Origin of the sequence: Amycolatopsis sp. 2-15 (assembly GCF_030285625.1) — a bacterium.
GTDB lineage: Bacteria > Actinomycetota > Actinomycetes > Mycobacteriales > Pseudonocardiaceae > Amycolatopsis > Amycolatopsis carbonis.
Genome location: NZ_CP127294.1, coordinates 131,075 through 152,461, shown reverse-complemented (window position 1 = coordinate 152,461; position 21,387 = coordinate 131,075). Strand labels below are relative to the sequence as shown.

General features: G+C 70.0%; 22 protein-coding genes. 12 read left to right on the top strand and 10 right to left on the bottom strand.

Annotation, left to right across the window (positions count from 1 at the left end; all coding sequences use genetic code 11):
* Position 1: 1 nt before the first annotated feature.
* The 3 genes from QRX50_RS00705 (at position 2) to QRX50_RS00695 (ending at position 1,916) form a co-directional block, all read left to right on the top strand.
* Positions 2 to 601: a TetR/AcrR family transcriptional regulator gene (locus tag QRX50_RS00705; RefSeq protein ID WP_434533224.1), complete on the top strand. Its 600-nt coding sequence runs from the start codon at positions 2 to 4 to the stop codon at positions 599 to 601.
* A gap of 44 nt (positions 602 to 645) precedes the next feature.
* A complete protein-coding gene (locus QRX50_RS00700) occupies positions 646 to 960 on the top strand; it encodes an ArsR/SmtB family transcription factor (RefSeq protein ID WP_285970061.1) in 315 nt (104 codons plus the stop codon).
* Between the two features lie 149 nt (positions 961 to 1,109).
* Positions 1,110 to 1,916: a TIGR03620 family F420-dependent LLM class oxidoreductase gene (locus QRX50_RS00695; protein ID WP_285974768.1), complete on the top strand. Its 807-nt coding sequence runs from the start codon at positions 1,110 to 1,112 to the stop codon at positions 1,914 to 1,916.
* A 105-nt stretch (positions 1,917 to 2,021) separates the two neighbouring features.
* Here QRX50_RS00695 and QRX50_RS00690 read toward each other — a convergent pair whose 3' ends face one another.
* Positions 2,022 to 2,582, bottom strand: coding sequence for a YceI family protein (locus QRX50_RS00690; RefSeq protein WP_285970060.1), 561 nt, complete (start codon positions 2,580 to 2,582; stop codon positions 2,022 to 2,024).
* A gap of 109 nt (positions 2,583 to 2,691) precedes the next feature.
* Between QRX50_RS00690 and QRX50_RS00685 the strand changes: the two genes are divergently transcribed.
* From QRX50_RS00685 to QRX50_RS00675, 3 genes are all read left to right on the top strand, one after another.
* Positions 2,692 to 3,171 (top strand): MarR family winged helix-turn-helix transcriptional regulator, encoded by a 480-nt coding sequence (locus QRX50_RS00685; RefSeq protein ID WP_285970059.1) that lies wholly within the window; start codon positions 2,692 to 2,694, stop codon positions 3,169 to 3,171.
* Positions 3,172 to 3,199: 28 nt separating this feature from the next.
* Entirely contained in the window at positions 3,200 to 4,192 is a 993-nt protein-coding gene (locus QRX50_RS00680) for a glutathione S-transferase family protein (RefSeq protein WP_285970058.1), read from the top strand.
* A gap of 108 nt (positions 4,193 to 4,300) precedes the next feature.
* Complete coding sequence (locus QRX50_RS00675; protein ID WP_285970057.1) at positions 4,301 to 5,215, top strand: GlxA family transcriptional regulator; 915 nt, start codon at positions 4,301 to 4,303, stop codon at positions 5,213 to 5,215.
* Positions 5,216 to 5,239: 24 nt separating this feature from the next.
* On the opposite strand, the gene QRX50_RS00670 is transcribed toward QRX50_RS00675, so the two are convergent.
* The gene (locus QRX50_RS00670; protein WP_285970056.1) at positions 5,240 to 5,986 is read right to left on the bottom strand and encodes an SDR family NAD(P)-dependent oxidoreductase; all 747 of its coding nucleotides are present in this window, start codon (positions 5,984 to 5,986) and stop codon (positions 5,240 to 5,242) included.
* 98 nt (positions 5,987 to 6,084) lie between these two features.
* Positions 6,085 to 6,978, bottom strand: coding sequence for a LysR family transcriptional regulator (locus QRX50_RS00665; RefSeq protein ID WP_285970055.1), 894 nt, complete (start codon positions 6,976 to 6,978; stop codon positions 6,085 to 6,087).
* A 145-nt stretch (positions 6,979 to 7,123) separates the two neighbouring features.
* Between QRX50_RS00665 and QRX50_RS00660 the strand changes: the two genes are divergently transcribed.
* Both QRX50_RS00660 and QRX50_RS00655 read left to right on the top strand, forming a co-directional pair.
* A complete protein-coding gene (locus QRX50_RS00660) occupies positions 7,124 to 8,059 on the top strand; it encodes an ATP-binding cassette domain-containing protein (protein WP_285970054.1) in 936 nt (311 codons plus the stop codon).
* A complete protein-coding gene (locus QRX50_RS00655) occupies positions 8,056 to 8,838 on the top strand; it encodes an ABC transporter permease (protein ID WP_285970053.1) in 783 nt (260 codons plus the stop codon). The genes QRX50_RS00660 and QRX50_RS00655 overlap by 4 nt, the downstream gene beginning before the upstream one ends.
* A 22-nt stretch (positions 8,839 to 8,860) precedes the next feature.
* Here QRX50_RS00655 and QRX50_RS00650 read toward each other — a convergent pair whose 3' ends face one another.
* Positions 8,861 to 11,923 (bottom strand): ATP-binding protein, encoded by a 3,063-nt coding sequence (locus QRX50_RS00650; protein WP_285970052.1) that lies wholly within the window; start codon positions 11,921 to 11,923, stop codon positions 8,861 to 8,863.
* Positions 11,924 to 12,260: 337 nt separating this feature from the next.
* Between QRX50_RS00650 and QRX50_RS00645 the strand changes: the two genes are divergently transcribed.
* The 3 genes from QRX50_RS00645 (at position 12,261) to QRX50_RS00635 (ending at position 14,259) form a co-directional block, all read left to right on the top strand.
* Positions 12,261 to 12,647, top strand: coding sequence for a hypothetical protein (locus tag QRX50_RS00645; protein WP_285970051.1), 387 nt, complete (start codon positions 12,261 to 12,263; stop codon positions 12,645 to 12,647).
* A 71-nt stretch (positions 12,648 to 12,718) separates the two neighbouring features.
* Positions 12,719 to 13,276, top strand: coding sequence for a hypothetical protein (locus QRX50_RS00640; RefSeq protein WP_285970050.1), 558 nt, complete (start codon positions 12,719 to 12,721; stop codon positions 13,274 to 13,276).
* Complete coding sequence (locus QRX50_RS00635; protein WP_285970049.1) at positions 13,273 to 14,259, top strand: hypothetical protein; 987 nt, start codon at positions 13,273 to 13,275, stop codon at positions 14,257 to 14,259. The genes QRX50_RS00640 and QRX50_RS00635 overlap by 4 nt, the downstream gene beginning before the upstream one ends.
* 29 nt (positions 14,260 to 14,288) lie before the next feature.
* Here the strand turns inward: QRX50_RS00635 and QRX50_RS00630 are convergent, their stop codons facing one another.
* The 3 genes from QRX50_RS00630 to QRX50_RS00620 are packed head-to-tail and all read right to left on the bottom strand — an operon-like array spanning position 14,289 to position 15,693.
* Entirely contained in the window at positions 14,289 to 14,693 is a 405-nt protein-coding gene (locus QRX50_RS00630; RefSeq protein ID WP_285970048.1) for a VOC family protein, read from the bottom strand.
* Positions 14,694 to 14,702: 9 nt separating this feature from the next.
* Entirely contained in the window at positions 14,703 to 15,152 is a 450-nt protein-coding gene (locus QRX50_RS00625) for a helix-turn-helix transcriptional regulator (protein ID WP_285970047.1), read from the bottom strand.
* A 19-nt stretch (positions 15,153 to 15,171) separates the two neighbouring features.
* Positions 15,172 to 15,693 carry a GNAT family N-acetyltransferase gene (locus QRX50_RS00620; RefSeq protein WP_285970046.1) on the bottom strand — a complete coding sequence of 174 codons (522 nt, stop codon included), beginning with the start codon at positions 15,691 to 15,693 and terminating at the stop codon, positions 15,172 to 15,174.
* A 43-nt stretch (positions 15,694 to 15,736) separates the two neighbouring features.
* On the opposite strand from QRX50_RS00620, the gene QRX50_RS00615 reads away from it, so the two are divergent.
* Positions 15,737 to 16,291 carry a helix-turn-helix domain-containing protein gene (locus QRX50_RS00615; RefSeq protein ID WP_285970045.1) on the top strand — a complete coding sequence of 185 codons (555 nt, stop codon included), beginning with the start codon at positions 15,737 to 15,739 and terminating at the stop codon, positions 16,289 to 16,291.
* A 667-nt stretch (positions 16,292 to 16,958) separates the two neighbouring features.
* Here the strand turns inward: QRX50_RS00615 and QRX50_RS00610 are convergent.
* The 3 genes from QRX50_RS00610 to ctaD are packed head-to-tail and all read right to left on the bottom strand — an operon-like array spanning position 16,959 to position 21,378.
* On the bottom strand, positions 16,959 to 17,948 hold the full coding sequence (locus QRX50_RS00610) for an LLM class F420-dependent oxidoreductase (protein ID WP_285970044.1): 990 nt from the start codon (positions 17,946 to 17,948) through the stop codon (positions 16,959 to 16,961).
* A gap of 54 nt (positions 17,949 to 18,002) precedes the next feature.
* Positions 18,003 to 19,589 (bottom strand): non-homologous end-joining DNA ligase, encoded by a 1,587-nt coding sequence (gene ligD, locus QRX50_RS00605; protein ID WP_285970043.1) that lies wholly within the window; start codon positions 19,587 to 19,589, stop codon positions 18,003 to 18,005.
* Positions 19,590 to 19,626: 37 nt separating this feature from the next.
* Positions 19,627 to 21,378 (bottom strand): aa3-type cytochrome oxidase subunit I, encoded by a 1,752-nt coding sequence (gene ctaD / locus QRX50_RS00600; RefSeq protein WP_285970042.1) that lies wholly within the window; start codon positions 21,376 to 21,378, stop codon positions 19,627 to 19,629.
* Positions 21,379 to 21,387: the final 9 nt, after the last annotated feature.

The window sequence follows — 21,387 nt, the reverse complement described above, 5'->3', positions numbered from 1 at the left end:
GGTGGCCGTGACCCAGACGCTCACCAGCAAGGGCGCCGCGACTCGCCAGCGCATCGTCGAGGGCGCCGCCGCGGAGATCCGCGAGCGCGGTGTTTTCGACACCACGCTCGACGACGTCCGCGCGCGCACCGGCACGAGCAAAAGCCAGCTGTTCCACTACTTTCCCGAGGGCAAGGAGCAGCTGCTGCTGGCCGTCGCGGAGTTCGAGGCCGAGCGCGTGCTGGGTTCGCAGCAGCCCTACCTCGGCGCGCTGCACACGTGGGACGCGTGGCAGTCGTGGCGCGACACCGTGGTGGCGCACTACACCGAGCAGGGCCGGCACTGCCCGATCAACGTCGTGATGTCGCAGCTCGGCCGCAACACTCCGGGTGCGCAGGCCGTCTCGACGCAGCTGATGGAGCGCTGGCTCGCCGAGCTCGCGGCCGGCATCCGCCACCTGCAGGCGGCGGGCGAGGTCGGACCGTCGGTCGATCCGGCGCGTGCGGCGTCGGCTTTGCTGGCCGGGCTGCAGGGTGGCGTGGTGATGCTGCTGTCCACGGGGTCGTCGGCGCACCTGGAGAACGCGCTGGACGTGGCGATCGAGAACCTGCGGCGGAGCTAGTTTCGGATCGGGATTCCGCGAAACGTGCGCGGTATCCTCGGGGTGTGGAAACAGTCGCGGATCCCGAGGTCGTCCGGGCGTTGCGCGCGCTGGCCAACCCCGTGCGGCTGCAGCTGCTCGCGTGGCTGCGTGAGCCCGCGCGGCACTTCCCGCTCGACGGCGGGGTGCTCGACGTCGGTGTGTGCGTGAGCCACATCCAGGCGAAGGCGGGCTTGGCGCAGTCGACGGTGTCGGCATACCTCGCGGAGCTGGAGCGCGCCGGCCTGGTGCGCTCCACGCGGGTGGGGAAGTGGACGCACTACCGGCGCGACGAGGAGCGGATCGCCTCGCTGGTCTCGGCGCTGGGACAGACGTTGTAGGTCTCGTGGTTTCGGTTGGGCGCCTGCTTGGTTGCGCTTCATATCGTAATTCTGCGATACTTCGATGTGTGACTCGAGGAGATGCCGTGGACGGCCTGGGGAAGTTCGGGATCTGGACGTTCGACTTCGAACACCAGCCCGCCGGTTTGATGCGGGATTCCGTGCAGGAGCTTGAAGAACGGGGCTGGCGCGCGATCTGGGTCCCGGAGCTGCTTGGCCGCGAAGCCTTGACGCACGCGGGTTTCCTGCTCGCCGCGACCCAGCGGATGCACGTCGTCAACGGCATCGCGCAGATCTGGTCCCGCCAGGCGCGGTGGACGCAAGGCGCCGCCCACCTGCTCGCCGACGCCTACCCCGGCCGGCACGTCCTCGGCCTCGGTTACGGCGGCGCTTCCCGGCCGGACGTCAAACCGCTGGCTGCCATGGCCGCGTACCTGGACGAGATGGACGAAGTGGAAAGCCCGAACCCTGCGCCGGCTTCGCCGGTCCGCCGCATTCTGGCCGCTTACGGGCCCAAAATGCTGGAACTGGCCCGCGACCGCGCTTCCGGCGCCCACGCCTACCACGTCACCGTCGACCACACCGCGCAAGCACGCGAGATCCTCGGCCCGGACGCTTTCCTGGGCGTCGAGCACGCCGTCCTGTTCGAACGCGACCCGGCCGTCGCCCGCGCCGCCGCGCGCGAGCACCTCGCGCGCTACCTGACGTCGAAGTACAACGTCGCCAAGTTTCGCCGCCTCGGCTACTCCGAAGCCGAGATCGCCCACGGCGGCTCCGACCGCCTCATCGATGCTCTCGTCTTCTGGGGCGATGTGGACACCGTCGTGCAGAAGCTCCGCGGCCACCTGGCGGCGGGTGCGGACCACGTCGGGATCCAGGTCATCGGCATTGAACCGGGCACCTCGGCACTGCCGCATTGGCGCCGCCTTGGGGAAGCTCTCCTGCCCGAAAGCTGAGCCTCGAGAACGCGTGGGCCCCACAAACGCGAACGGGCCGGCTCATCGACCGAAGTCGGTGAGCCGGCCCTGCGCGACCCGGTTACCCGGGGTCTGAGGCGAGGTTCAGGCGCTCTTGATCGCCGAGACCTCGAACTCGAGGGTGACCTTGTCGGACACCAGCACGCCGCCGGTCTCGAGCGCGGCGTTCCAGGTGATGCCGTAGTCCTTGCGGGAGATCGTGGTGGAGCCCTCGAAGCCGACGCGGTCGTTGCCGAACGGGTCCTTCGCCGAGCCCTCGAACTCCAAGGGGATGGTGATGGACTTGGCGACGCCCTTGATGGTCAGGTCGCCGGTCACGTCGAAGCTGGTGTCGCCGGTCTGGGTGATACCGGTGGACACGAAGGTGATCTGCGGGTACTCGTCCATCGAGAGGAAGTCGTTGCTGCGGATGTGACCGTCGCGGTCGGCGTTGCGGGTGTCGATGCTGTGCGCCTGGATGGTGACCTTGGCGCTCGACTTCGACGGGTTGTCACCGTCGACGGTGAAGGTGCCGTCGAACTCGTTGAACGCGCCGCGGACCTTCGTCACCATCGCGTGGCGGGCGACGAAGCCGATGCGGCTGTGGGCGGCGTCGATCGTGTACTCGCCGGTCAGCTGGGGGTAAGTGGTGGTCGCGCTGGTCATGGGATCTCTTCCTTCGGGTTCGCTCCCCCAACCACTTGGTTGAGGGCTCAACAAGACTCTAGCCCACATAACCTGATTGCGCGAGCAAGTATTCCGGTAGACTGCCCATATGGTGGACAGAGTGCCGTTGAGCAGGGAAGAAGAGGCTGTGTGGCGGCCGTTGACGCGGATCATCACCGTGTTGCCGCGCGTGCTGGAAGATCATTTCGTGAACGAGACCGGCATCTCGATGACCGACTACACCGTGCTCGTGTCCCTGTCCGAGGCCGAGGACGGGTGGCTGCGGCTGTCCGACCTCGCCAAGGCCACGGCGCTCTCGCTCAGCCGCATCAGCCGCGTCGTCGACAGCCTGGTCAAGCGCGGCCTGGTGGAGAAGGCCAAGTGCGAGAGCGACGGCCGCGCGGCCAACGCGTCGCTCACCGAATCGGGTCGAACCACGCTCGCGGGGGCCTACCCGGGACACCTCGCGCGCGTACGGTCGCACCTGTTCGACCACCTGACCCCCGACGAGATCCGCGGCGCGGGCCCGATCCTCGCGCGCGTGGCCGCGGCGCTGGAGCCGGACGGCCCCCGGACGTGCCCCGAATGACCTGCAACCCTTCGACGAAAGTGGTGCCATGACTGCCGACAAGGGCGAGTTCAAGCGCGACCAGAACTACCTCGCCGACCGCATCACCGCCGACGGCCGCGACGGCTGGCCCGTGGAGCCCGGCCGCTACCGCCTCGTGATCGCCCGTGCCTGCCCGTGGGCCAACCGTGCGTCGATCGTGCGCCGGCTGCTGGGCCTCGAGGACGTGCTGTCCATGGGCATCTGCGGACCGACGCACGACCAGCGCAGCTGGACGTTCGACCTCGACCCGGGCGGGCGCGACCCGGTGCTGGGCATCGAGCGCCTGCAGGAGGCCTTCTTCAAGCGCGACCCGCAGTACCCGCGCGGCATCACCGTGCCGGCGATCGTCGACGTGCCCACCGGCCAGGTCGTGACCAACGACTTCAAGCAGATGACGCTCGACCTGTCCCTGGAGTGGCGCGCCTACCACCGCGAAGGCGCACCCGACCTGTATCCGGAACCCCTGCGTGACGAAATCGACGACGTCGCCGACAAGGTGTTCCGCGACGTGAACAACGGCGTCTACAAGGCCGGTTTCGCCGGTTCACAGGAGGCATACGAGGAGGCGTACAACGCGCTCTTCGCCCGTCTCGACTGGCTCTCCGAGCGCCTCGCGAACCAGCGCTACCTGGTCGGCGACACGATCACCGAGGCCGACGTGCGCCTGTTCACCACGCTCGTCCGCTTCGACGCGGTGTACCACGGCCACTTCAAGTGCAACCGCGAGAAGCTCACCGAGATGCCGGTGCTGTGGGCCTACACCCGGGACCTGTTCCAGACCCCCGGATTCGGCGACACGATCGACTTCGACCAGGTCAAGGAGCACTACTACGTGGTGCACCGCTCGATCAACCCGACCGGCGTCATTCCCGCCGGGCCCGACCTGTCGGGCTGGCTGACGCCGCACGGCCGCGAGGAGCTGGGCGGCCGTCCGTTCGGCGACGGGACCCCGCCCGGCCCCCCGATCGAAGGCGAGCAGGTGCCTTCGCTGGCGGCGTGACGCGTTTCGTCACCGCTGGGACCACGAGGGCAGCACCCTTACCCGAGGTCTCCCGGACCGGCGCCGATGCCGCCGGTCCGGGAGACGCCCGCGGGTAGCGTCGCGCTCATGACGAGGGTGGTGTTCTTGCTCGCACCTCGGGCGTACCTGCTCGACATCGCGGGCGCGGCCGACGTGTTCCTCGCCGCGCGTTCGCTGGGCCTGCCCTACGAGCTGGCCTACTTCGCCGAAGAACCCGACGTGCCCACCGCCGAGGGCCTGCCGGTGCGCGCCTCGACCCGCGTCCCCGCCCTCGGCCGCGACGACATCCTCGTGGTCCCCGGCGGCGCCGGCTTCACCCCGGGTGTCGCCCCCGCCATGCGGCGCGGGCTCGACCTGCTGCGCGTCCACCACTCCGCGGGTGGCCTCGTCGCGAGCGTCTGCGCGGGCACCGTCGCTCTCGCCGAGGCGGGCCTGCTCGACGGCCGCCGCTGTACCACCCACCACGACCTCCAGGACGACCTCGCCGTGCGCTACCCGGCCACGACGGTGGTCCGCGACGTCCTCTACGTCGTCGACGGCCGCGTCGCCTCCTCCGCCGGCATGGCCAGCGGCATCGACCTGGCGCTGCACCTCGTCGCCACCGCCCACGGCCCCGGCGTCGCGGGCCGCATCGCGCGTTCGCTCGTCGTCTACGCGCGCCGCAACGGCCAGCAGCCCGTCACCGGCCTGCTCCGCCATCGCAACCACCTGTCCGACCTGGTGCACCGCGTGCAGGACCTGATCGAGACTCGCTTCGCGGAACCGCTGCGGCTTTCCTCTCTGGCGCGGGAGCTGGGCTGCAGCGAGCGGACGGTCACGCGGCACTTCGTCGACGCCGTCGGCATGACTCCGTTGCGCTATCAGCACACGCTGCGGCTGGCACACGCCGAGCACCTGCTGGCCGACGGGTCGACGCTCGAGGAGGCGGCCCGCAGCGCGGGTTTCGCGGACTCGCGTTCATTGCGGTCGCTGCGGAAGTCGAAGGAACCGCAGCACCAGTAGAACGGCTCGCCCACCAGAAATCCCTTACACCGCAACCCGTCCGCCGTCCACCGGCAGCACCGCGCCGTGGATGAAGCTCGCGCCACCCGTGATCAGGAAGACGATCGCCGCCGCGATCTCGTCCGGGTCCGCCGGGCGCCCGGCCGGCGCGAGGGACGCCAGCTGGTCGAGGCTCTCACCCATCGCGGCCGTACCGTCGGTGCGCGTCGGTCCGGGGCTCACGGCATTCACCCGCACGCCGCGCGGCCCGAACTCCGCGGACCACGACTTGGTGAGCAGTTCGAGCGCGGCCTTGCTGGATCCGTACAGACCCATCCCCGCGGCACCGAACTCGGCGACCATGGTGGACACGTTCACGATGGATCCCGTGCCCCGCTCGGCCATCGCCGGCGCCAGCGCCGCGACGAGGAAGTACGGCGCCTTCACGTTCAGCGCGTACACCGAGTCGAAGTCCGGCTCGGTTGTGTTCTCGGTGGGACCGAAGGGGAAAACGCCGGCGCTGTTCACCAGCACGTCCACCTGCCCGGTCACCGTGAGGGCCCGGGTCGCGAGGTCCCGCGCCGACGCGGCGTCGGCGAGGTCGGAGCCGAGGAACGCGGCCCCCCCACCTCCGGCGACGATCTCCTTCACCACCTGCTCGCCCCGGCCGGCGTCGCGGCCGCTCACCAGCACGTGCGCGCCGAGCTTGCCCAGCGCGACCGCCGTGGCGCGCCCGATGCCGCTCGTCGCGCCGGTGACCAGAGCGGTGGTTCCCGACAGTTCTGCCGTCATTTCGTTCACTTCTCCCGAGTTCGCCGCGCCTTGCTGCGCAGTCGCCTCGTTCAAGCGAAACGGCCCCGTCAGGCTTCCGACCTGGCGATACGGCTCGCTTATGGCGCCCATAAGACGTCCAGGGCCGCCACCAGGTGTCCGAGGTCGCGGCGGTGCGAGGAGGCGGGCCACACCGCCCACGTGCGTCGCACGAGCGGGGATCCGAGCAGCGGGCACCACGCCAGGTGCTCGGGGATGGGCTGCGTCCAGTTCGGCGGCGCGAGCGTGAACGCGCCACCCGCGCTCACGGCGGCGAACTTGAGCTCGGAGATCAGCGAGTGCCCGGCCGTCGGATCGGGGCCGATTTCGAGACCGTGCGAACGGAAGATCGCGGTCACCTCGTCGTACCACGCCGGGCTGCCCTCCCGCGGAAACCCGATCCACTCCAGCCCGGCCAGTGCGTCGAGCCGGATTCCGTCGGGCCCGGCGCGTTCACCGGCTTGTTCCTTCGAGAGCAGGACGCCCAGTTTCTCTTCCAGGACCGGCATCGCGTCGAGTTCAGGGCCGACGGGATGTTCCCGGACCAGGCCGAGTTCGAGGTCGCCCTTGCGCAGCAACGCGAATTGCCCGGTCGTCGAGGCGTGGACCACCCGCACCCGGGTGTCCGGGAACGCGGTGGCCAGGCCGGCGAGGGCGCGGGACATGAGATCCGGCGGCAGTTCCAGCGGCATCCCCACTCGCAGCGGGCTGCCCGACGCGTGCCGCGTCACCGCTGCCACGGCTTGATCGTGCCGGGCCAGAAGGGCGCGCGCTTCGCTCGCCAAGGTCATCCCGGCTTCGGTGGGCTGCACTCCCGCGTTGCTGCGGACCAGCAACTGCACCCCCAGCTGCCGTTCCAGCGCCTGCACCGTCTGCGACACCGCCGGCTGGCTCACGTGCAACCGCCGCGCCGCCGCCGACAGCCCACCTTCCTCGACCACGGCGACGAACGCGCGCATTTCCCGGATCTCCATGTCGTCCATCGCACCACGAACCGCCGACCGCGGCTCGTGCTGCCGGCAGGGTTCGCCGACGCCGTGTCAGCGCCGTGTCAGCCCGAGCGCACGCCCGTGTCAGGGCGATCGGCGACGGTGGTCGCGCTACGGAGAAAGAAGGGTCATGACCACCACCTCGGCCATCACGGCGACCGGCTTGCGCAAGGCCTACGGCGACCAGACGGTGCTCGACGGCATCGACCTCGACGTCGCCGAGGGGAGTGTGTTCGCCCTGCTCGGGCCCAACGGCGCGGGCAAGACCACCACCGTGCAGATCCTGTCCACGCTGCTGGACCCGGACGCCGGACAGGTGCGCGTGGCGGGTCACGACCTCGCGACCGACCCCGACGGCGTCCGGACCGCGATCGGCGTCACGGGCCAGTTCTCGGCCGTCGACGAGCTGCTCTCGGGCACGGAGAACCTGCGCCTCATGGCCGACCTGCACCACCTCGGCAAGGCCGAGGGACGACGGCGGGTCGCGGAGCTGCTGGAGCAGTTCGACCTGGTGGACGCCGCGCGCACGCTCGTCTCCACATACTCCGGTGGCATGCGCCGGCGCCTCGACCTGGCGATGAGCCTGGTCGGCGTGCCGCGCATCATCTTCCTCGACGAGCCGACGACCGGCCTGGACCCGCGCAGCCGCCGGACGATGTGGACGATCATCCGGCAGCTCGTGGCCGGGGGTGTGACGGTTTTTCTCACCACGCAGTACCTGGAGGAAGCCGACCAGCTCGCCGACCGCATCGCCGTGCTCGACCACGGCCGGCTCGTGGCGCAGGGCACCGCCGACGAGCTCAAGCGCCTCATCCCCGGCGGGCACGTGCGGTTGCGTTTCGAGGACGTCGCCACCCTTTCCGCGGCCGAGGTGCTCTTCCCCGGCACCACCCGCGACGACGAGGCCCTCACCCTGCAAGTCCCCAGCGACGGCGGCGTCCAGTCGCTGCGGGCCGTGCTGGACAAGCTCGACTCGGCCCAGCTGGAGGTCGGCGAGCTGTCCGTGCACCTGCCCGACCTCGATGACGTCTTCCTCGCCCTCACCGAACGGAGCGACCTCCGATGACCTACGCCCTGCGTGACTCCTCGACCATGTTGCGCCGCAATCTCAAGCACATGCTGCGCTACCCGTCGATGACGATCCTGCTGCTCGTGATGCCGATGATCTTCCTGCTGTTGTTCGTCTACGTCTTCGGCGGCACGCTGGGCGCCGGCCTCGGCACGCCGTCGGGCGGCCGTGAGGCCTACGTCAACTACGTGACGCCCGGCATCGTGATCATGGCCATCGCCGGTGCGGTGCAAGGCACGTCGATCGCCGTGGCCATGGACATGACCCAGGGGATCATCGCCCGGTTCCGCACCATGGCCATCAGCCGCGGCGCCGTCCTGACCGGCCACGTGCTGGGCAGCATCATCCAGGCCATGCTGTGCGTGGCCGTGATCCTCGGCCTGGCGTTCGCCATCGGGTTCCGCTCGAACGCGGGTTTCCTCGGCTGGCTGGGCATCATCGGGACGCTGCTGCTGCTTTCGTTCGCGCTCACGTGGCTCACGGTCGCGCTCGGCTTGGTGACGAAGAGCGTGGAAAGCGCCAGCAACCTGCCCATGCCGTTGATCCTGCTTCCGTTCCTGGGCAGCGGTTTCGTTCCCACGGACTCGATGCCGGCTTGGCTGCGGTGGTTCGCCGAGTACCAGCCGTTCACGCCGGTGATGGAGACGGTCCGGTCGCTCATCCACGGAACGCCCGTCGGCTCGAACGCCTACCTCGCCGTGGGGTGGTGCCTGCTCATCGCGCTCGGCGGGTACCTGTGGGCGAGGAAACTGTTCAGCCGCAACATCGTTCGCTGACTCGCCGGTTCCCGCCGGGCTCTCAACCGAGGACGGACTTCACGACGGCCGTGAGCTCGGTTTTGTCGAACGCTTCCGCGGCCTCGACGTCGACGATCTCCAGCAACCGCACCAGGTCCGGCAGCGACCAGTCCGGCCCGCCGCGCAACCCCTCGGCCGTCTTCAGCAGCCGCGCCGCGTCCTCCGCCCGCCCGATCCGCACGGCCTGATCCGCGACGCTCACCATGGCCTGCGCCAGGTACACAACTTCGCCCGAGGCCAGCCTCACGGCCTCGCGCCGCCGTTGCGCCGCCGTGGCCAGGTCACCGGCCTCGGCGTCCAGATAAGCCCGCGACAGCAGCACCGTCGCTTGGAAGGAGGGGTGCACCGACAAGTGACGCAACATCCCTTCGGCGCGGTCGAACTGGGCTCGCGCCCCGTCGGCGTCGCCACGCCACCGGGCGATGTCCGCTTTGGCCTGCGCCAGCCCGGCGAGCGCGTCCGGGTACACGACCACCTCGGCGTCGCGGTCGGCCTGGGCCAGCGCCGCGTCGACGGCCTCGACGTCGCCGAGCAGCCAGTACAGCTGCGCCTGCCGCGCCCGCACCCACAAGACGTCTTCGAGCGTGCCGATCTCGGACACGACGGTGATGGCTTCGCCGTAGTACTCGATCGCGAGCCGCAGCTCGCCCCGGCGGGCCACGAGATCGGCGAGGTTGCCCAGGGCCAGCGAAGTGCCCCAGCGTTCGCCGATGAGCCGGAACAACCGCGCGGACTCGGCGGCGTCCGCCTCGGCGGCTTCCTGCGTGCCACCGCCGGCCAGCAGCAGCTGTGCCCGGTTCAGCCGCGCCTGTGCCCGCAGCCAGAGGTCGTCGTCCTCGAGGAGCTCGTCCAAAGTGTCCAGTCGCGGTGGCACCCCGGTTTCCAGGCCGGACAACAGGTCGTGCAGCGACGCCATGAACCGAAGTACGGGGTGGCGCGTGGTCCGGTCGCTCAGCTCCAGCGCGGTGCGGAGGAAGTCTTCGGCCGAGCCGAAGTCCGCGAGGCCGGCGGTGACGAACACGGCGGCGAGCGCGCTGGCCGCGGCCCGGTCCTCGGCGTCGACCTCACCCGGCATGGCCAGCGCCGCCGTGATCAGCTCCTGGCCCTCGCCCTTGTGCCCGGCCAGCAGCCAGAACCACGCGGCCGCGATCACGAGCCGCACGGCCATCGCCGCGTCACCGGCGGCGATGCTGCCGCGCACCGCCGAGGCCAGGTTGCCGTGATCAGCGGCGAGCCCGGCGAGCCAGCCGAGCTGCTCGGCGCCGCGCAGGTGCGGGTCGGCCGTCTCGGCGAGCCGCGCGAACCACTCGGCGTGGGCGCGCCGGACGGACTCGCGCTCGCCGGCCTCGTCGAGCCGTTCGGCCGCGTATGCCTTGATCGTCTCCAGCATCCCGTAGCGCGGTTCGCCTGCCTCCGACGCAACGAGAAGCGATTTGTCGACCAGGGCCGTCAGCAGGTCCGCGGCGTCGTCGGTCTTCGCCACCGCAGCGGCCGCTTCGGCCGTGGCGCCGCCGGAGAACACGGCGAGCCGGCGCAGCAGGGTGCGTTCGGCGTCAGAGAGCAGCTCCCAGCTCCAGTCGACGACCGCGCGCAGCGTGCGGTGCTGCGGCATCGCGGTGCGGCTGCCGGCGTTCAGCAGGCGGAACCGGTCGTCGAGGCGTGCGGCCAGCTGCGCGATGGTGAGCGAACGCAGGCGTGCCGCCGCCAGCTCCACGGCCAGCGGCATCCCGTCGAGCGCGCGGCAGACGCGCGTGACGGCCTCGACCGTGGTGTCCGCGACCTCGAACCCGGGCCGCGCCGCCGCGGCCCGGTCGGCCAGCAACCGAACCGACGCGCACGACATCGCTTCCGTCACGCTCGCGCCCTCCGGCGGCAGCGCCAGCGGCACCACGGGCCACAGGGCTTCACCCGTCACGGCCAGTGGCTCGCGGCTCGTCGCGAGGATCCGCAGGCGCGGGCACTCGCCGAGGAGCCGGTCGGCCAGCTCGGCGGCGGCGTCGACCACGTGCTCGCAGTTGTCCAGCACCAGCAGCACTTCGCGGTCGCGCAGCACGCCCACCGCCCGGTCGGCGGCCGTCCCGCCGGCGACGAGCCCGAGCTGCCCCTGTTCACGCAGGCCGAGGGCGCTGAGCACGGCCTGCGCGACGTCGGCGTCGGTGACCGGGGCCAGCGCGACGAACCAGACGTCGCCCGGTGTGCGGTCGAGCAGCGTGCGAGCGGTTTCGGAGGCCAGGCGCGTTTTCCCGGCGCCGCCCGGGCCCGTGAGCGTGATGAGGCGGTACTCGGCGACGAGCTTGGCGACCTGGGCGACGTCGGCGTCACGGCCGACGAAACTCGTGAGCCCGGCTCGCAAGTTGGTGCGCGCCTCGGGCCGGGTGTCCACAGAGGACTCGCGCAGGATCGCGGTGTGCAAGGCGGAAAGCTGCGCCGACGGGTCGGTGCCGAGCTCTTCGGCGAGGTCTTTGCGGAGGCGCTCGTAGACGGCCAGCGCGTCGGCGGGCCTTCCCGCGGCACACAGCGCGCGCATGAGAGCGGCGGCGAGACGTTCGCGTAACGGGTGTTCCACCAGGAGGGTGGTGAGCTCCGCCGTCAGCTCGCTGCCGCCGCCCCGCCGCAGTTCTGCCTCGGCGCGCTCCTCCACCGCGGTCAGGCGCAGCTCCGTGAGCCGCGTGATGGTGCCCCGGAAGTAGGCGTTGTCCGCCACATCGGTCAACGCCGGCCCCCGCCACAGCCCGAGCGCCTCCGGCAGCGCACGGGTATCGCGCCGCGCCACAAGCTCCTCGAACCGCACCACGTCGACCTCGGCCACCACCCGATACCCGAACGACACCGCCTCGACGACCACCCCGGCCTTCCGCAACCGCGACACCAGCGCCTGCAACGCATTACCCGTCGCCGGCGGCTGCTCTCCCCACACCGCGTCCACCAGCCGCCCCGCCGGCACCCCCCGTCCGCCTTCCACGGCCAACGCACTCAGCAGCGCCAGCAATCGCGCACCCACGACCTCAACGGGCGCGCCGTCGTCCGTCCGGACCTCCAGGGGGCCGAGCAAGCTGATCCGCACCGTTCGATTCTGCCCGGTCTGGGGCTCTGGGCGCGTCGGGGACATCCCGGATTCGGCCGCTTCGGGTCGGAGGTTCGGGCGGAGGCGCTCGGTCGTCGGTAAGTTGCTCTGCGTGAGACTCCGAGGACGACGATGAGTTACCTACCGCAGCAGGGCGGGCAGTATCCGCAGCAGCCCTACCCCCCAGCAGCAGCCCTGCCCGCAACAACAGCCCTACCCGCCCCAGCAGCAGCCGTACCCGCAACAGTGGGCCCAACCCGGCTACGCACCGCCCGGCTACCCGCCGCAGCCCAAGAAGAAGAGTCTCCTCTGGCTCTGGATCTCCCTGGGTGTCGTTGTGGTGCTGGGTGCCGGCGTCGCGATCACGGGCTTCGTCGCGCCCGGGTTCTTCCTGAACAAGAACCACCCGGTCGGCGCCGCGCGCACTCTGCCTGAGCCGCAGTTCATGCACGAGCTGCTCGGCAAGCTCAACGCCCACGGTCTCGCCGGCGCGGCCGGGTACGTGTGCGAGTCGGCGGACGAGAGCCGGGCGTCGCTGGTGCACGGGCATTTCGCGGACCCGAACGTGGGGCACCACTGGGTCCGGGCGGTCGAGCCGCTGCACGAGGTCACGCAGTTCGTGCACGTCGACTCGGACTTTCCCGGAAATCCGACGCCCTACAGCGCCACGTTCATGCTGCGGCAGGGGCCGGACGGCGGATTCTGCCTCTTCGGGGTCATCTGACCGGCGACGACACTCCACAGCAAGCCGCGTCGTTCCCGGGCGTTGGCGCGGTTCGTACCTACAGTGGCCGGGTGACTACGCCAGCGCAGCACAAGCGCGAGCAGGCGACGGCGCGCGTCGCCCGGGTGCAGGAGAGCATGCGGGCGCGGTTGGGCGCCCTGCCGGAAGCCGGGGACGAGCGGACGCGCGCCCTCGACAGCCTGGTGGACGCGGCCGAGGACCTGCTGCGCACGGAGCACGAGGTCGAGATCGCGACCGAGCAGGTGCGCGCGGCGAAGCTGGAGGCGCAGCGGGTCGGCGCGCAGCGGCTGTCCCTGTACCTGGCGGCGGCGCCGGTCGCGGTGGGGATGGTCGTGGGGGCGCTGATGCTGTTCGGCGGCATCAGCGCGGTGTGGGTCCTGTTCGCGCTGCCGCTGCTCGGCACCGGGCTGCGGATCGCGCTCGGGCCGCTCGGGCCGACGCCGCTGATGGTCGGCCGGCGGCTGCGCGCCGCGTACACGGGGGCGGCCGCGGCGGGGCTCACGGCCGCGTCGCTGCTGGTCCCGGGTGCCGGGCAGACGATCCTGGTGGTGCTCGCCGCGGTGGCGACCGTGGTCACCGTCGTGTTCCTGGTGCAGGAGGTCCGATGACCTACTCCGAGTACTACTCCGACACCGAGTACTACGCCGAAGGCGAGGAGGAACCGGACAGCGAGTTCGACGCGCTGTCCGAAACCGTCGACGGCATGCAGGAAACCGTCGTCGACCTCGAGTCGCGCACCGGGCGCGAGCTGACGGAGCTGCGTGAGACGTTCGAATCCTTCTCCGACGCCCAGGTCCGCCACGAATCGCGCCTCGACCTGGCCACGCGCCAGCTCGAACGGCTGCGCCAGCGCCTGCAGCTGCTCGAACGCGCTGTGCGCGTGTCGGAGAAGGTGCCGGTGGTGGACCTCGACGACGTCGGTCCCGCGTTGCGCAAGCTCGCCGCGGACGCCGAACGTCGCCACGCGCTGGCCGCGCAGCTGATGACGGCCAACCAGCGCCGTCCATACGAAGAGGACATCACGCGGCTGCCGCAGGCGCGCGAAGCGTTGGCAGAGAGCGAAAACGCGCTCATCAACGTGCTCGCCATCCTCGCCACCACCCGGCCCGGCGACGAAAACCGCGGCAGCGCGCAGGCGCGACTGTCCGAAGTGGTCGCCCGCCGCCGCGGTGTCCTCGACCGTCAGCTGCCCGCCGCCGTCAAAGACGCCGAGGCCGCGCAGCAGGCGCTGGCCGCCGACGACGTCACGCGCACCCGTGTGCTGCCCCAGATCGAGAAGTCCGAACGCGACTGGGAAGAGCTGCACTCCAAGCTGCGCGAGCGCATCACGGACGCGATCGGCTCCAGTGCGCTGCTGCCCGTGTGGTTCACGCACGCGTTCGGCGTCGCCCCGCCCTCAGGTGCGGCGGGGGACCGGTGGATCCGCGCGGCGACGTCGGCGCTGGCCTACCGCGTCACCCACGGCGTGGCCGACCAGGCGCTGCCGCTGGGCGAACCACCGGCCGACGACACCGACTGGACCCAGCCGCAGTGGTCCTGGCGCGCCCGGCTCGAGCAGGACATCGAGGACCTCGACATCAGCGGAGACTGACCGCCTGGCCGGCAGGGGCTGCGGGCTGCTCAGGCCTGCGCGATCCGCACCAGGTTCCCCGCCGGGTCGCGCACGGCGGCGTCGCGCACGCCCCAGAACTGGTCGGTCGGCTCCTGCAGCACCTCGGCCCCAGGCGCGGCGGCGACCTTGGCGAACGTCTCGTCGAGGTTGTCGGTGCGAAGGTTGATTCCGCCGAGCTCACCCTTCGCGAGCAGCTCGGCCACGATGTCGCCGTCGGCCTTGGACCGGCCGGCGTGCGGATGGGAGAGCACGATCTCGATTTCGGGCTGGGTCTCGGTGGTGAGGGTGACCCAGCGGAAGCCGTCGTTGGCGACCTCTTTGCGCACCTTGAAACCCAGCGTGTCTCTGTAGAACGCGACGGCCGCGTCGGGATCGTCGACGGTCACGTGCACGGCGGCAATGGAAACAGTCATGCCGTGAGGTTATGCGGGCGCGCCGACGGACGCTTCTCCAAAACTGCTCTGCCGCGGCGCACCGCCGGTCTTGCGCGGGCGCGACGCCACCATCGTCTGGCACGGCGGCACCGCGGCGACGTGCTCGTGGTCCCGCGAGCGGTACGCCGAGGGCGTGTCGCCGACGAGTTCCGTGAACCGCGCCGAAAACGATCCCAGGCTCGTACACCCGACGGCGAAGCACGCTTCGGTGACGCTGAGACCGTTGCGCAGCAGCGTTTTGGCGCGTTCGATGCGGCGGGTCATGAGGTAGGAGTACGGCGTCTCGGAGTACGCCTCGCGGAAGCGGCGGCTGAAGTGCGCCGTCGACATCAGCGCCGTGCGGGCGAGCGCGGGCACGTCGAGGGGCTCGGCGTACTCGCGGTCCATCCGGTCACGGGCCCGGCGCAGTCTGCGCAGCTCGTCGAGGTCGGCGCTCATGGGCTCCATTCTGCACCGCTCAGCGTGGTTCCTCCGGCGATTCGTCCGAATCGGGCACGAGCGAGCGCTGCGCCCACGCCACATCCCGCCACTCTCCGTGTTTCCACCCGATGCGCCGGTACGTGCCCACGGGCTCGAACCCCAGCGCCCGGTGCAGGCCGACGCTGGGCTCGTTCGGCAGCGTCATCCCCGCGACGGCCGTCCGGAACCCGCGCTCGGCCAGGCGCGCGAAGAGCGCTTCGTACAAGGCACGGCCGCCACCCGTGCGTCGCCGCCCCAGCTCCAGGTACACGCTCACCTCGCACGACCAGCGGTACGCGGCGCGTTCCTTGAAGGGCCCGCCGTACGCGTACCCGGCCACGCGCCCGTCGATCTCCAGCACCAGCCACGCGTGCGTCTTCGCGGCGCGCCTGATGCGCTCCGCCATCTCCGCGCCGGTCGGGGGCTCCGTCTCGAACGTGATCGTCGTGTCGCGCACGTACGGCGCGTAGATCTCCGCGCAGGCCTCGGCGTCGCGCTCGTCGGCGTCTCGGATCAGCATGATTCACTATAGTAGCGGATCTTGACTGCTATAGTGACAACTTGTGACGGACCCCCTGTCAGCGTCGCTGGCCGCGACTGTGCGCGACGCCCGCCTCGCCCACGACCTCTCCGCCGGCACCCTGGCCGAACGCTCGGGCGTCTCGCGCGCCATGATCGGCAAAATCGAACGCGGCGAGGCCCAGCCCACGGCCGTGCTGCTGAGCCGGCTCGCGTCCGCTCTGGGCCTGACCCTGTCGGAACTCATCGCCCGCGCCGAGGCCGGCTCCGACCGTCGCCTCACGCGCTTTTCGGACCAGCCGACGTGGACCGATCCAGTCACGGGGTACGTGCGCCGCGCCGTCTCACCGCCTGGTTCCACGGAACTGGTCGAGGTCTCGTTGCCGGGTGGCGCTTCGGTGGGCTTCCCGGTGGATTCGTACGCGTTCGCGGACCACCAGATCTGGGTGCTGTCGGGCCACTTGCGGTTCGTCGAAGGCTCGACCATCCACGAACTCGACGCGGGGGACTGTCTGCACCTCGGCCGCCCGGCGCCGTGCACCTATGTGAACCCGACTCCGGACACTTGCCGCTATCTGGTGGTGCTGACAAAACGCTGACCTGCGGGCGGCTTCGCCGGAAGGTCTGCGTTCTGGGGAGCACACCGACCCGCCGACCCATCGGCGCCGACGAACCCCTGGCCATCGCCGGCGGCCTGCTTTCCGGCGCCTGCGCCGTCGCCGCCCTCCTGCCGGCCGTGGTGGCGTTTCACGTCGGCAAGAAAGTCATGTACGGCCTCAAATACCCGGGCATGCCCTACTCGATCAACACCCGGACGGTGCCACTGCGCTGGCGGCGATGCACAACCTTCTCGAGTCGTCGGCCTGACTTCCCGCAACGCCTCGCGCCCGACTTGCCGAACTGCCAACCCCTTCCGCAGCCGGGAGACACAGAGCCCCCGCCCTCCCGAGGGGGGCTTCCCCAGACCCATTCTATCGGCCGCCACCGACAGTTTCGGGAGACCAGCAACAAACCGGGGTAGTTGTCCACAAGTCGGGGGCAGGCTGTGGATGGACGCGCTGGCCACGCGCAGCAGTCCTCCGCAACTCGCGGTTTTCTTCACCGCACAAGAGATCCAAGCGCCAGCCGCCACGTTCCAAAAGCCCAGACCACCGATGGGCCGCACTCAAAGCCGCGCCAACGTACCCCACAAGCATGATCCCCAGGCCCACCCACAAAAAACCGGCCGGCACCCGAAAACGGGCGCCGGCCGGCGAAACGAAAAGCTCAGATGAGCTCCGGAACCACCTTCGACGTGAACAGCTCGACGCCCGACCGGTCATACGCCGCTTCGAGGAAGTTGGCGATGGCGTAGGTCATGCCGAGGCCTTCGAGTTCCTTCAGGCGCTCGACGATCTGCTCCGGTGTGCCCACGAGGGGACCGTTGTGGTAGCCGGCGACGGTGGACTCCAGGACGTCCGCGGGCAGGTGTGGCTCGTAGTGCGACCGGACCCACGCCAGGCGGTCCTGCACGTCCTTCTCGGTCTCGCCGATCACGACGTTGTAGTTGGCCGAGCGCACGATCTTGCCGTAGTCCGTGCCGACGTCCTTGCAGTGCGCCTCGAGCACGGAGGACTTGTGCTTGAAGCCCTCGACGTCGCCGGCGAAGTTGGTGTACTGGGCGTACTTCGCGGCCGTGCGCAGCGTCTTCTTCTCGCCGCCGCCGGCGATCCACAGCGGGATTCCGCCGTCCTGCAGGGGAAGCGGGCGGGAGATGGCGCCGTCGACCTGGTAGTGCTTGCCGTTCAGCGTGGCTTTGCCCTCGGTCCACAGCTGGCGCATGATCTGCACGCCCTCGTCGAGCATGGCGAGCCGGTCACCGGCGCCGGGGAAGCCGTAGCCGTAGGCGAGCCACTCGTGCTCGTACCAGCCGGCGCCGATGCCCATCTCCACGCGGCCGCCGGAGATCACGTCGATCGTGGCAGCGACCTTCGCGAGGTACGCCGGGTTGCGGTACCCCATGCAGGTGCACATCTGGCCGAGCCGCACGCGCGAAGTCGCGGCGCCGTAAGCCGCCATGAGGCTCCATGCCTCGTGCGTGGCTTCCACGTCGCTCGGGACGGGCACGGTGTGAAAGTGGTCGAAGACCCAGATGGACTCATAGGGGCCCTCGTCGGCGAACCGCGCGAGGCCGAGCATGGTGTCCCAGTGGTCGGCCGGGTCGATGCCGACGAGGTCGTGGCGCCAACCTTGGGGAACGAACAATCCGAATCGCATGGCCCCGACCCTAGGCCTGGAGTGCGCTCCAGGTGCGGCCGGATTGGTGATAATTCACAGTTTCGGAAGCTGCTGCTCCACTCCCAGCAGCGTCGCGAACGGATCCCCGATGGACTCGACTCGTTCGAGGACTGTCCGAATCGTCCAGTGGTCGGGCGTGAGTTCCGGATCGTCGAGCTCGTCCCACTGCAGCGGCACGGAAACCGGCGCACCCGGGCGCGGGCGGACGCTGTAGGGCGCGACGAGCGTTTTGTTCAGCACGTTCTGCGTGTAGTCCAGCCGCGCCTTGCCACCGCGGCGATCCTTGTGCCACGCCCAGCTCACGAGGTCAGGCAGCGTGCGCCCGATCGTCTTCGACACGGTCTCGGCCCACTTGCGGGTTTCCGCATACGTGTAGCGCGGTTCCACCGGCACCCAGATCTGGATCCCGCGCTGTCCCGTGACTTTCGGCAGCCCGACGAGCCCGAGGTGCTCCAGCGCGGTGCGGTGCAAACGGGCCAGCGCGAGCACGTCGTCGAACGACGTCTCCGGCCCGGGGTCGATGTCGAACAGCGTCCACGTGGGATGCGCGACGTCTTCGATCCGCGACGTCCACGCGTGCAGCTCGAGCGCGCCGAAGTTCGCCAGCCACGCCAGGTCCGCGACGCCCTCGGGCACGAGGTACTGCTGCACGTCGTCGGGATCGGCTTCCTCGTAGTGCCAGCGGTGCAGCCACTTCGGCGCGTGGTCGGGCACTTCTTTGTGCCAGAAGCCGGGTTTCTCGATGCCGCCGGGGAACCGGTGCGTGTTGAGCGCGCGGTTCGCGAGGTACGGCAGCATCGTCGGGCCGATGCGCGTGTAATACCGGATCAGGTCGCGTTTGGTGATCGGGTCTTCACCGTCACGGCCGGGCACGAGCACCTTGTCGAGGTTGGTCAGCGCCAGCTTCTGGCCCGCGACGGCCCAGCTGCCGCGTGCGTCCAGCTCGTCGAGGGCCTTCAGCTCCGCGGGAGACGCGGGCGTGAACTCCGGCGTGAGCCGCACCTCCGCCTCGGCCGCGGGCAGGTCTCCGCGCCACAGCGCCGGGGGAGCGGCCTTGATCTCGTCGTTGGTCAGCCCGCTCTTCACCGACTTCGGGTGGTCTTCGGCGTCCCAGCCGGCGGACGCGTGGTCGTCCTGCTTGTGCAGCAGCAGCCACTGCTTCCCGTCGCCGTCGCGGCTGGGGTGGATGAGCACGAAGCGGCCGAGGAGCTTCTCGCCGAACAGGTCGAAGTGCAGGTTGCCGTCGGCGAGCGCCTGCTCGGGGTCGTCGGTGTCGACGGCCTCCCAGGTGCCGCGGTCCCACACGATCACGTCGCCGCCGCCGTATTCGCCGTGCGGGATCACGCCCTCGAAGTCGGCGTATTCGAGCGGGTGGTCCTCGACATGCACGGCCATGCGCCGCACCTTCGGGTCGAGCGTCGGGCCCTTCGGCACGGCCCAGCTGATGAGGACGCCGCCCAGCTCCAGACGCAGGTCGTAGTGCCGGCGGCGGGCGCGGTGGCGTTGCACGACGAACCGGTTTCCCGGCGTGGTGGCTGCGTCGCCGCCCGCGGGCTCGGCGGTGCGCTGGAAATCGCGCATCTCGCGGTACTTCTTGAGCCGCTCCGCCGCAGAGTCCATGGTCCGCCCTCCTCCAGGCAGCGTAGGACACTTTCGATCAGCGGTCCTGGTCACGCGGCGGGGTGAGTGCTTCGGACGCGGCCTGGCTGGGCGTCTCGCGGTGGCGTCCGCCGCGGCGCACGTGGCCCTCGTCGCGCAGGCGTTCGACCATGTGCGGGTAGTGCAGCTCGAACGCCGGCCGTTCGGAACGGATGCGGGGCAGCTCGAGGAAGTTGTGCCGCGGCGGTGGGCACGTCGTCGCCCACTCCAGTGAATTGCCGAAGCCCCAGGGGTCGTCGGTCTCGACGTGTTCGCCGAAGCGGTAGCTCTTCACCACGTTCCAGATGAACGGCAGCACCGATGCACCCAGGATGAACGACCCGATCGTCGAGACCGTGTGCATCCCCGTGAACCCGTCGCTGCGCAGGTAGTCGGCGTAGCGGCGTGGCATGCCGGCGTCGCCGAGCCAGTGCTGGATGAGGAAGGTGGTGTGGAAGCCGATGAACGTCGTCCAGAAGTGCCACTTGGCCAGCGGTTCGTCGAGCATGCGGCCGGTGATCTTGGGGAACCAGAAGTAGATGCCGGCGAACGTGGCGAACACGATCGTCCCGAACAGCACGTAGTGGAAGTGGGCGACGACGAAGTAGCTGTCGTGCACGTGGAAGTCGAGTGCGGGGGCGGCGAGGATGACGCCGGTGAGCCCGCCGAGCAGGAACGTGACGAGGAAGCCGATCGACCACAGCATCGGCGACTCGAACGTCAGCTGCCCCTTCCACATCGTGCCGATCCAGTTGAAGAACTTGATCCCCGTGGGCACGGCGATGAGGAACGTCATGAACGAGAAGAACGGCAGCAGCACCGCGCCGGTCGCGAACATGTGGTGCGCCCAGACGGTGGCCGACAGGCCGGTGATCGCGATCGTGGCGAACACCATCGTCCGGTAGCCGAAGAGCGGTTTCCGGCTGAAGACGGGGATGATCTCCGTGACGATGCCGAAGTACGGCAGCGCGACGATGTAGACCTCCGGGTGCCCGAAGAACCAGAACAGGTGCTGCCACAGGATCGCGCCGCCGTTGGCCGGGTCGAACACGTGTGCGCCGATATGTCGGTCAGCCAGCAAACCGAACAGTGCGGCCGTGAGGATCGGGAACGCGAGCAGGATCAGCACGCCGGTGAGCAGGATGTTCCAGGTGAAGATGGGCATCCGCCACATCGTCATGCCGGGGCAGCGCAACGTGACGATCGTCGTGATCATGTTCACCGCGCCGAGGATCGTGCCGAGCCCCGACACGATCAGCCCGGTGATCCACAGGTCACCGCCGATACCCGGCGAGTGGATGGCGTCGGACAGCGGCGTGTACGCGGTCCAGCCGAAGTCCGGCGGGCCGCCGGGCGTGAGGTAGCTGCTGATCACGATCAGCCCGCCGAACAGGTACAGCCAGTAGGAGAACGCGTTCAGCCGCGGGAACGCCACGTCGGGCGACCCGATCTGCAGCGGCACGATGAAGTTGGCGAAGCCGAAGAGGTTCGGGGTCGCGTAGAGCAGCAGCATGATCGTGCCGTGCATGGTGAACAGCTGGTTGTACTGCTCCGGTGACAGGAACTGCATGCCGGGCTGGGCGAGCTCCGTGCGCATCAGCAGCGCCGTGAGGCCGCCGATGAGGAAAAACGCGAACGACGTCGAGAGGTAGAGGACGCCGATCGTCTTGTGGTCCGTCGTGCGGGCGATCTTCAGGATCTGCCCGCCTTTCGGCCCCCGCCACGCCGGCCGCAGCGGAACCGGAACGGGCCTGGTCACGGTGTCGGCCATCGGTCCTCC

Excerpts from the sequence above, each read along its gene's own strand:
- QRX50_RS00695 (WP_285974768.1), top strand. The coding sequence starts at position 1,110 with ATGCGGGATTCCGTGCAGGAGCTTGAAGAACGGGGCTGGCGCGCGATC.
- QRX50_RS00690 (WP_285970060.1), bottom strand. The coding sequence starts at position 2,582 with ATGACCAGCGCGACCACCACTTACCCCCAGCTGACCGGCGAGTACACG.
- QRX50_RS00685 (WP_285970059.1), top strand. The coding sequence starts at position 2,692 with ATGGTGGACAGAGTGCCGTTGAGCAGGGAAGAAGAGGCTGTGTGGCGG.
- QRX50_RS00680 (WP_285970058.1), top strand. The coding sequence starts at position 3,200 with ATGACTGCCGACAAGGGCGAGTTCAAGCGCGACCAGAACTACCTCGCC.
- QRX50_RS00675 (WP_285970057.1), top strand. The coding sequence starts at position 4,301 with ATGACGAGGGTGGTGTTCTTGCTCGCACCTCGGGCGTACCTGCTCGAC.
- QRX50_RS00670 (WP_285970056.1), bottom strand. The coding sequence starts at position 5,986 with ATGACGGCAGAACTGTCGGGAACCACCGCTCTGGTCACCGGCGCGACG.
- QRX50_RS00665 (WP_285970055.1), bottom strand. The coding sequence starts at position 6,978 with ATGGAGATCCGGGAAATGCGCGCGTTCGTCGCCGTGGTCGAGGAAGGT.
- QRX50_RS00660 (WP_285970054.1), top strand. The coding sequence starts at position 7,124 with ATGACCACCACCTCGGCCATCACGGCGACCGGCTTGCGCAAGGCCTAC.
- QRX50_RS00655 (WP_285970053.1), top strand. The coding sequence starts at position 8,056 with ATGACCTACGCCCTGCGTGACTCCTCGACCATGTTGCGCCGCAATCTC.
- QRX50_RS00635 (WP_285970049.1), top strand. The coding sequence starts at position 13,273 with ATGACCTACTCCGAGTACTACTCCGACACCGAGTACTACGCCGAAGGC.
- QRX50_RS00630 (WP_285970048.1), bottom strand. The coding sequence starts at position 14,693 with ATGACTGTTTCCATTGCCGCCGTGCACGTGACCGTCGACGATCCCGAC.
- QRX50_RS00625 (WP_285970047.1), bottom strand. The coding sequence starts at position 15,152 with ATGAGCGCCGACCTCGACGAGCTGCGCAGACTGCGCCGGGCCCGTGAC.
- QRX50_RS00620 (WP_285970046.1), bottom strand. The coding sequence starts at position 15,693 with ATGCTGATCCGAGACGCCGACGAGCGCGACGCCGAGGCCTGCGCGGAG.
- QRX50_RS00610 (WP_285970044.1), bottom strand. The coding sequence starts at position 17,948 with ATGCGATTCGGATTGTTCGTTCCCCAAGGTTGGCGCCACGACCTCGTC.
- ligD (WP_285970043.1), bottom strand. The coding sequence starts at position 19,589 with ATGGACTCTGCGGCGGAGCGGCTCAAGAAGTACCGCGAGATGCGCGAT.
- ctaD (WP_285970042.1), bottom strand. The coding sequence starts at position 21,378 with ATGGCCGACACCGTGACCAGGCCCGTTCCGGTTCCGCTGCGGCCGGCG.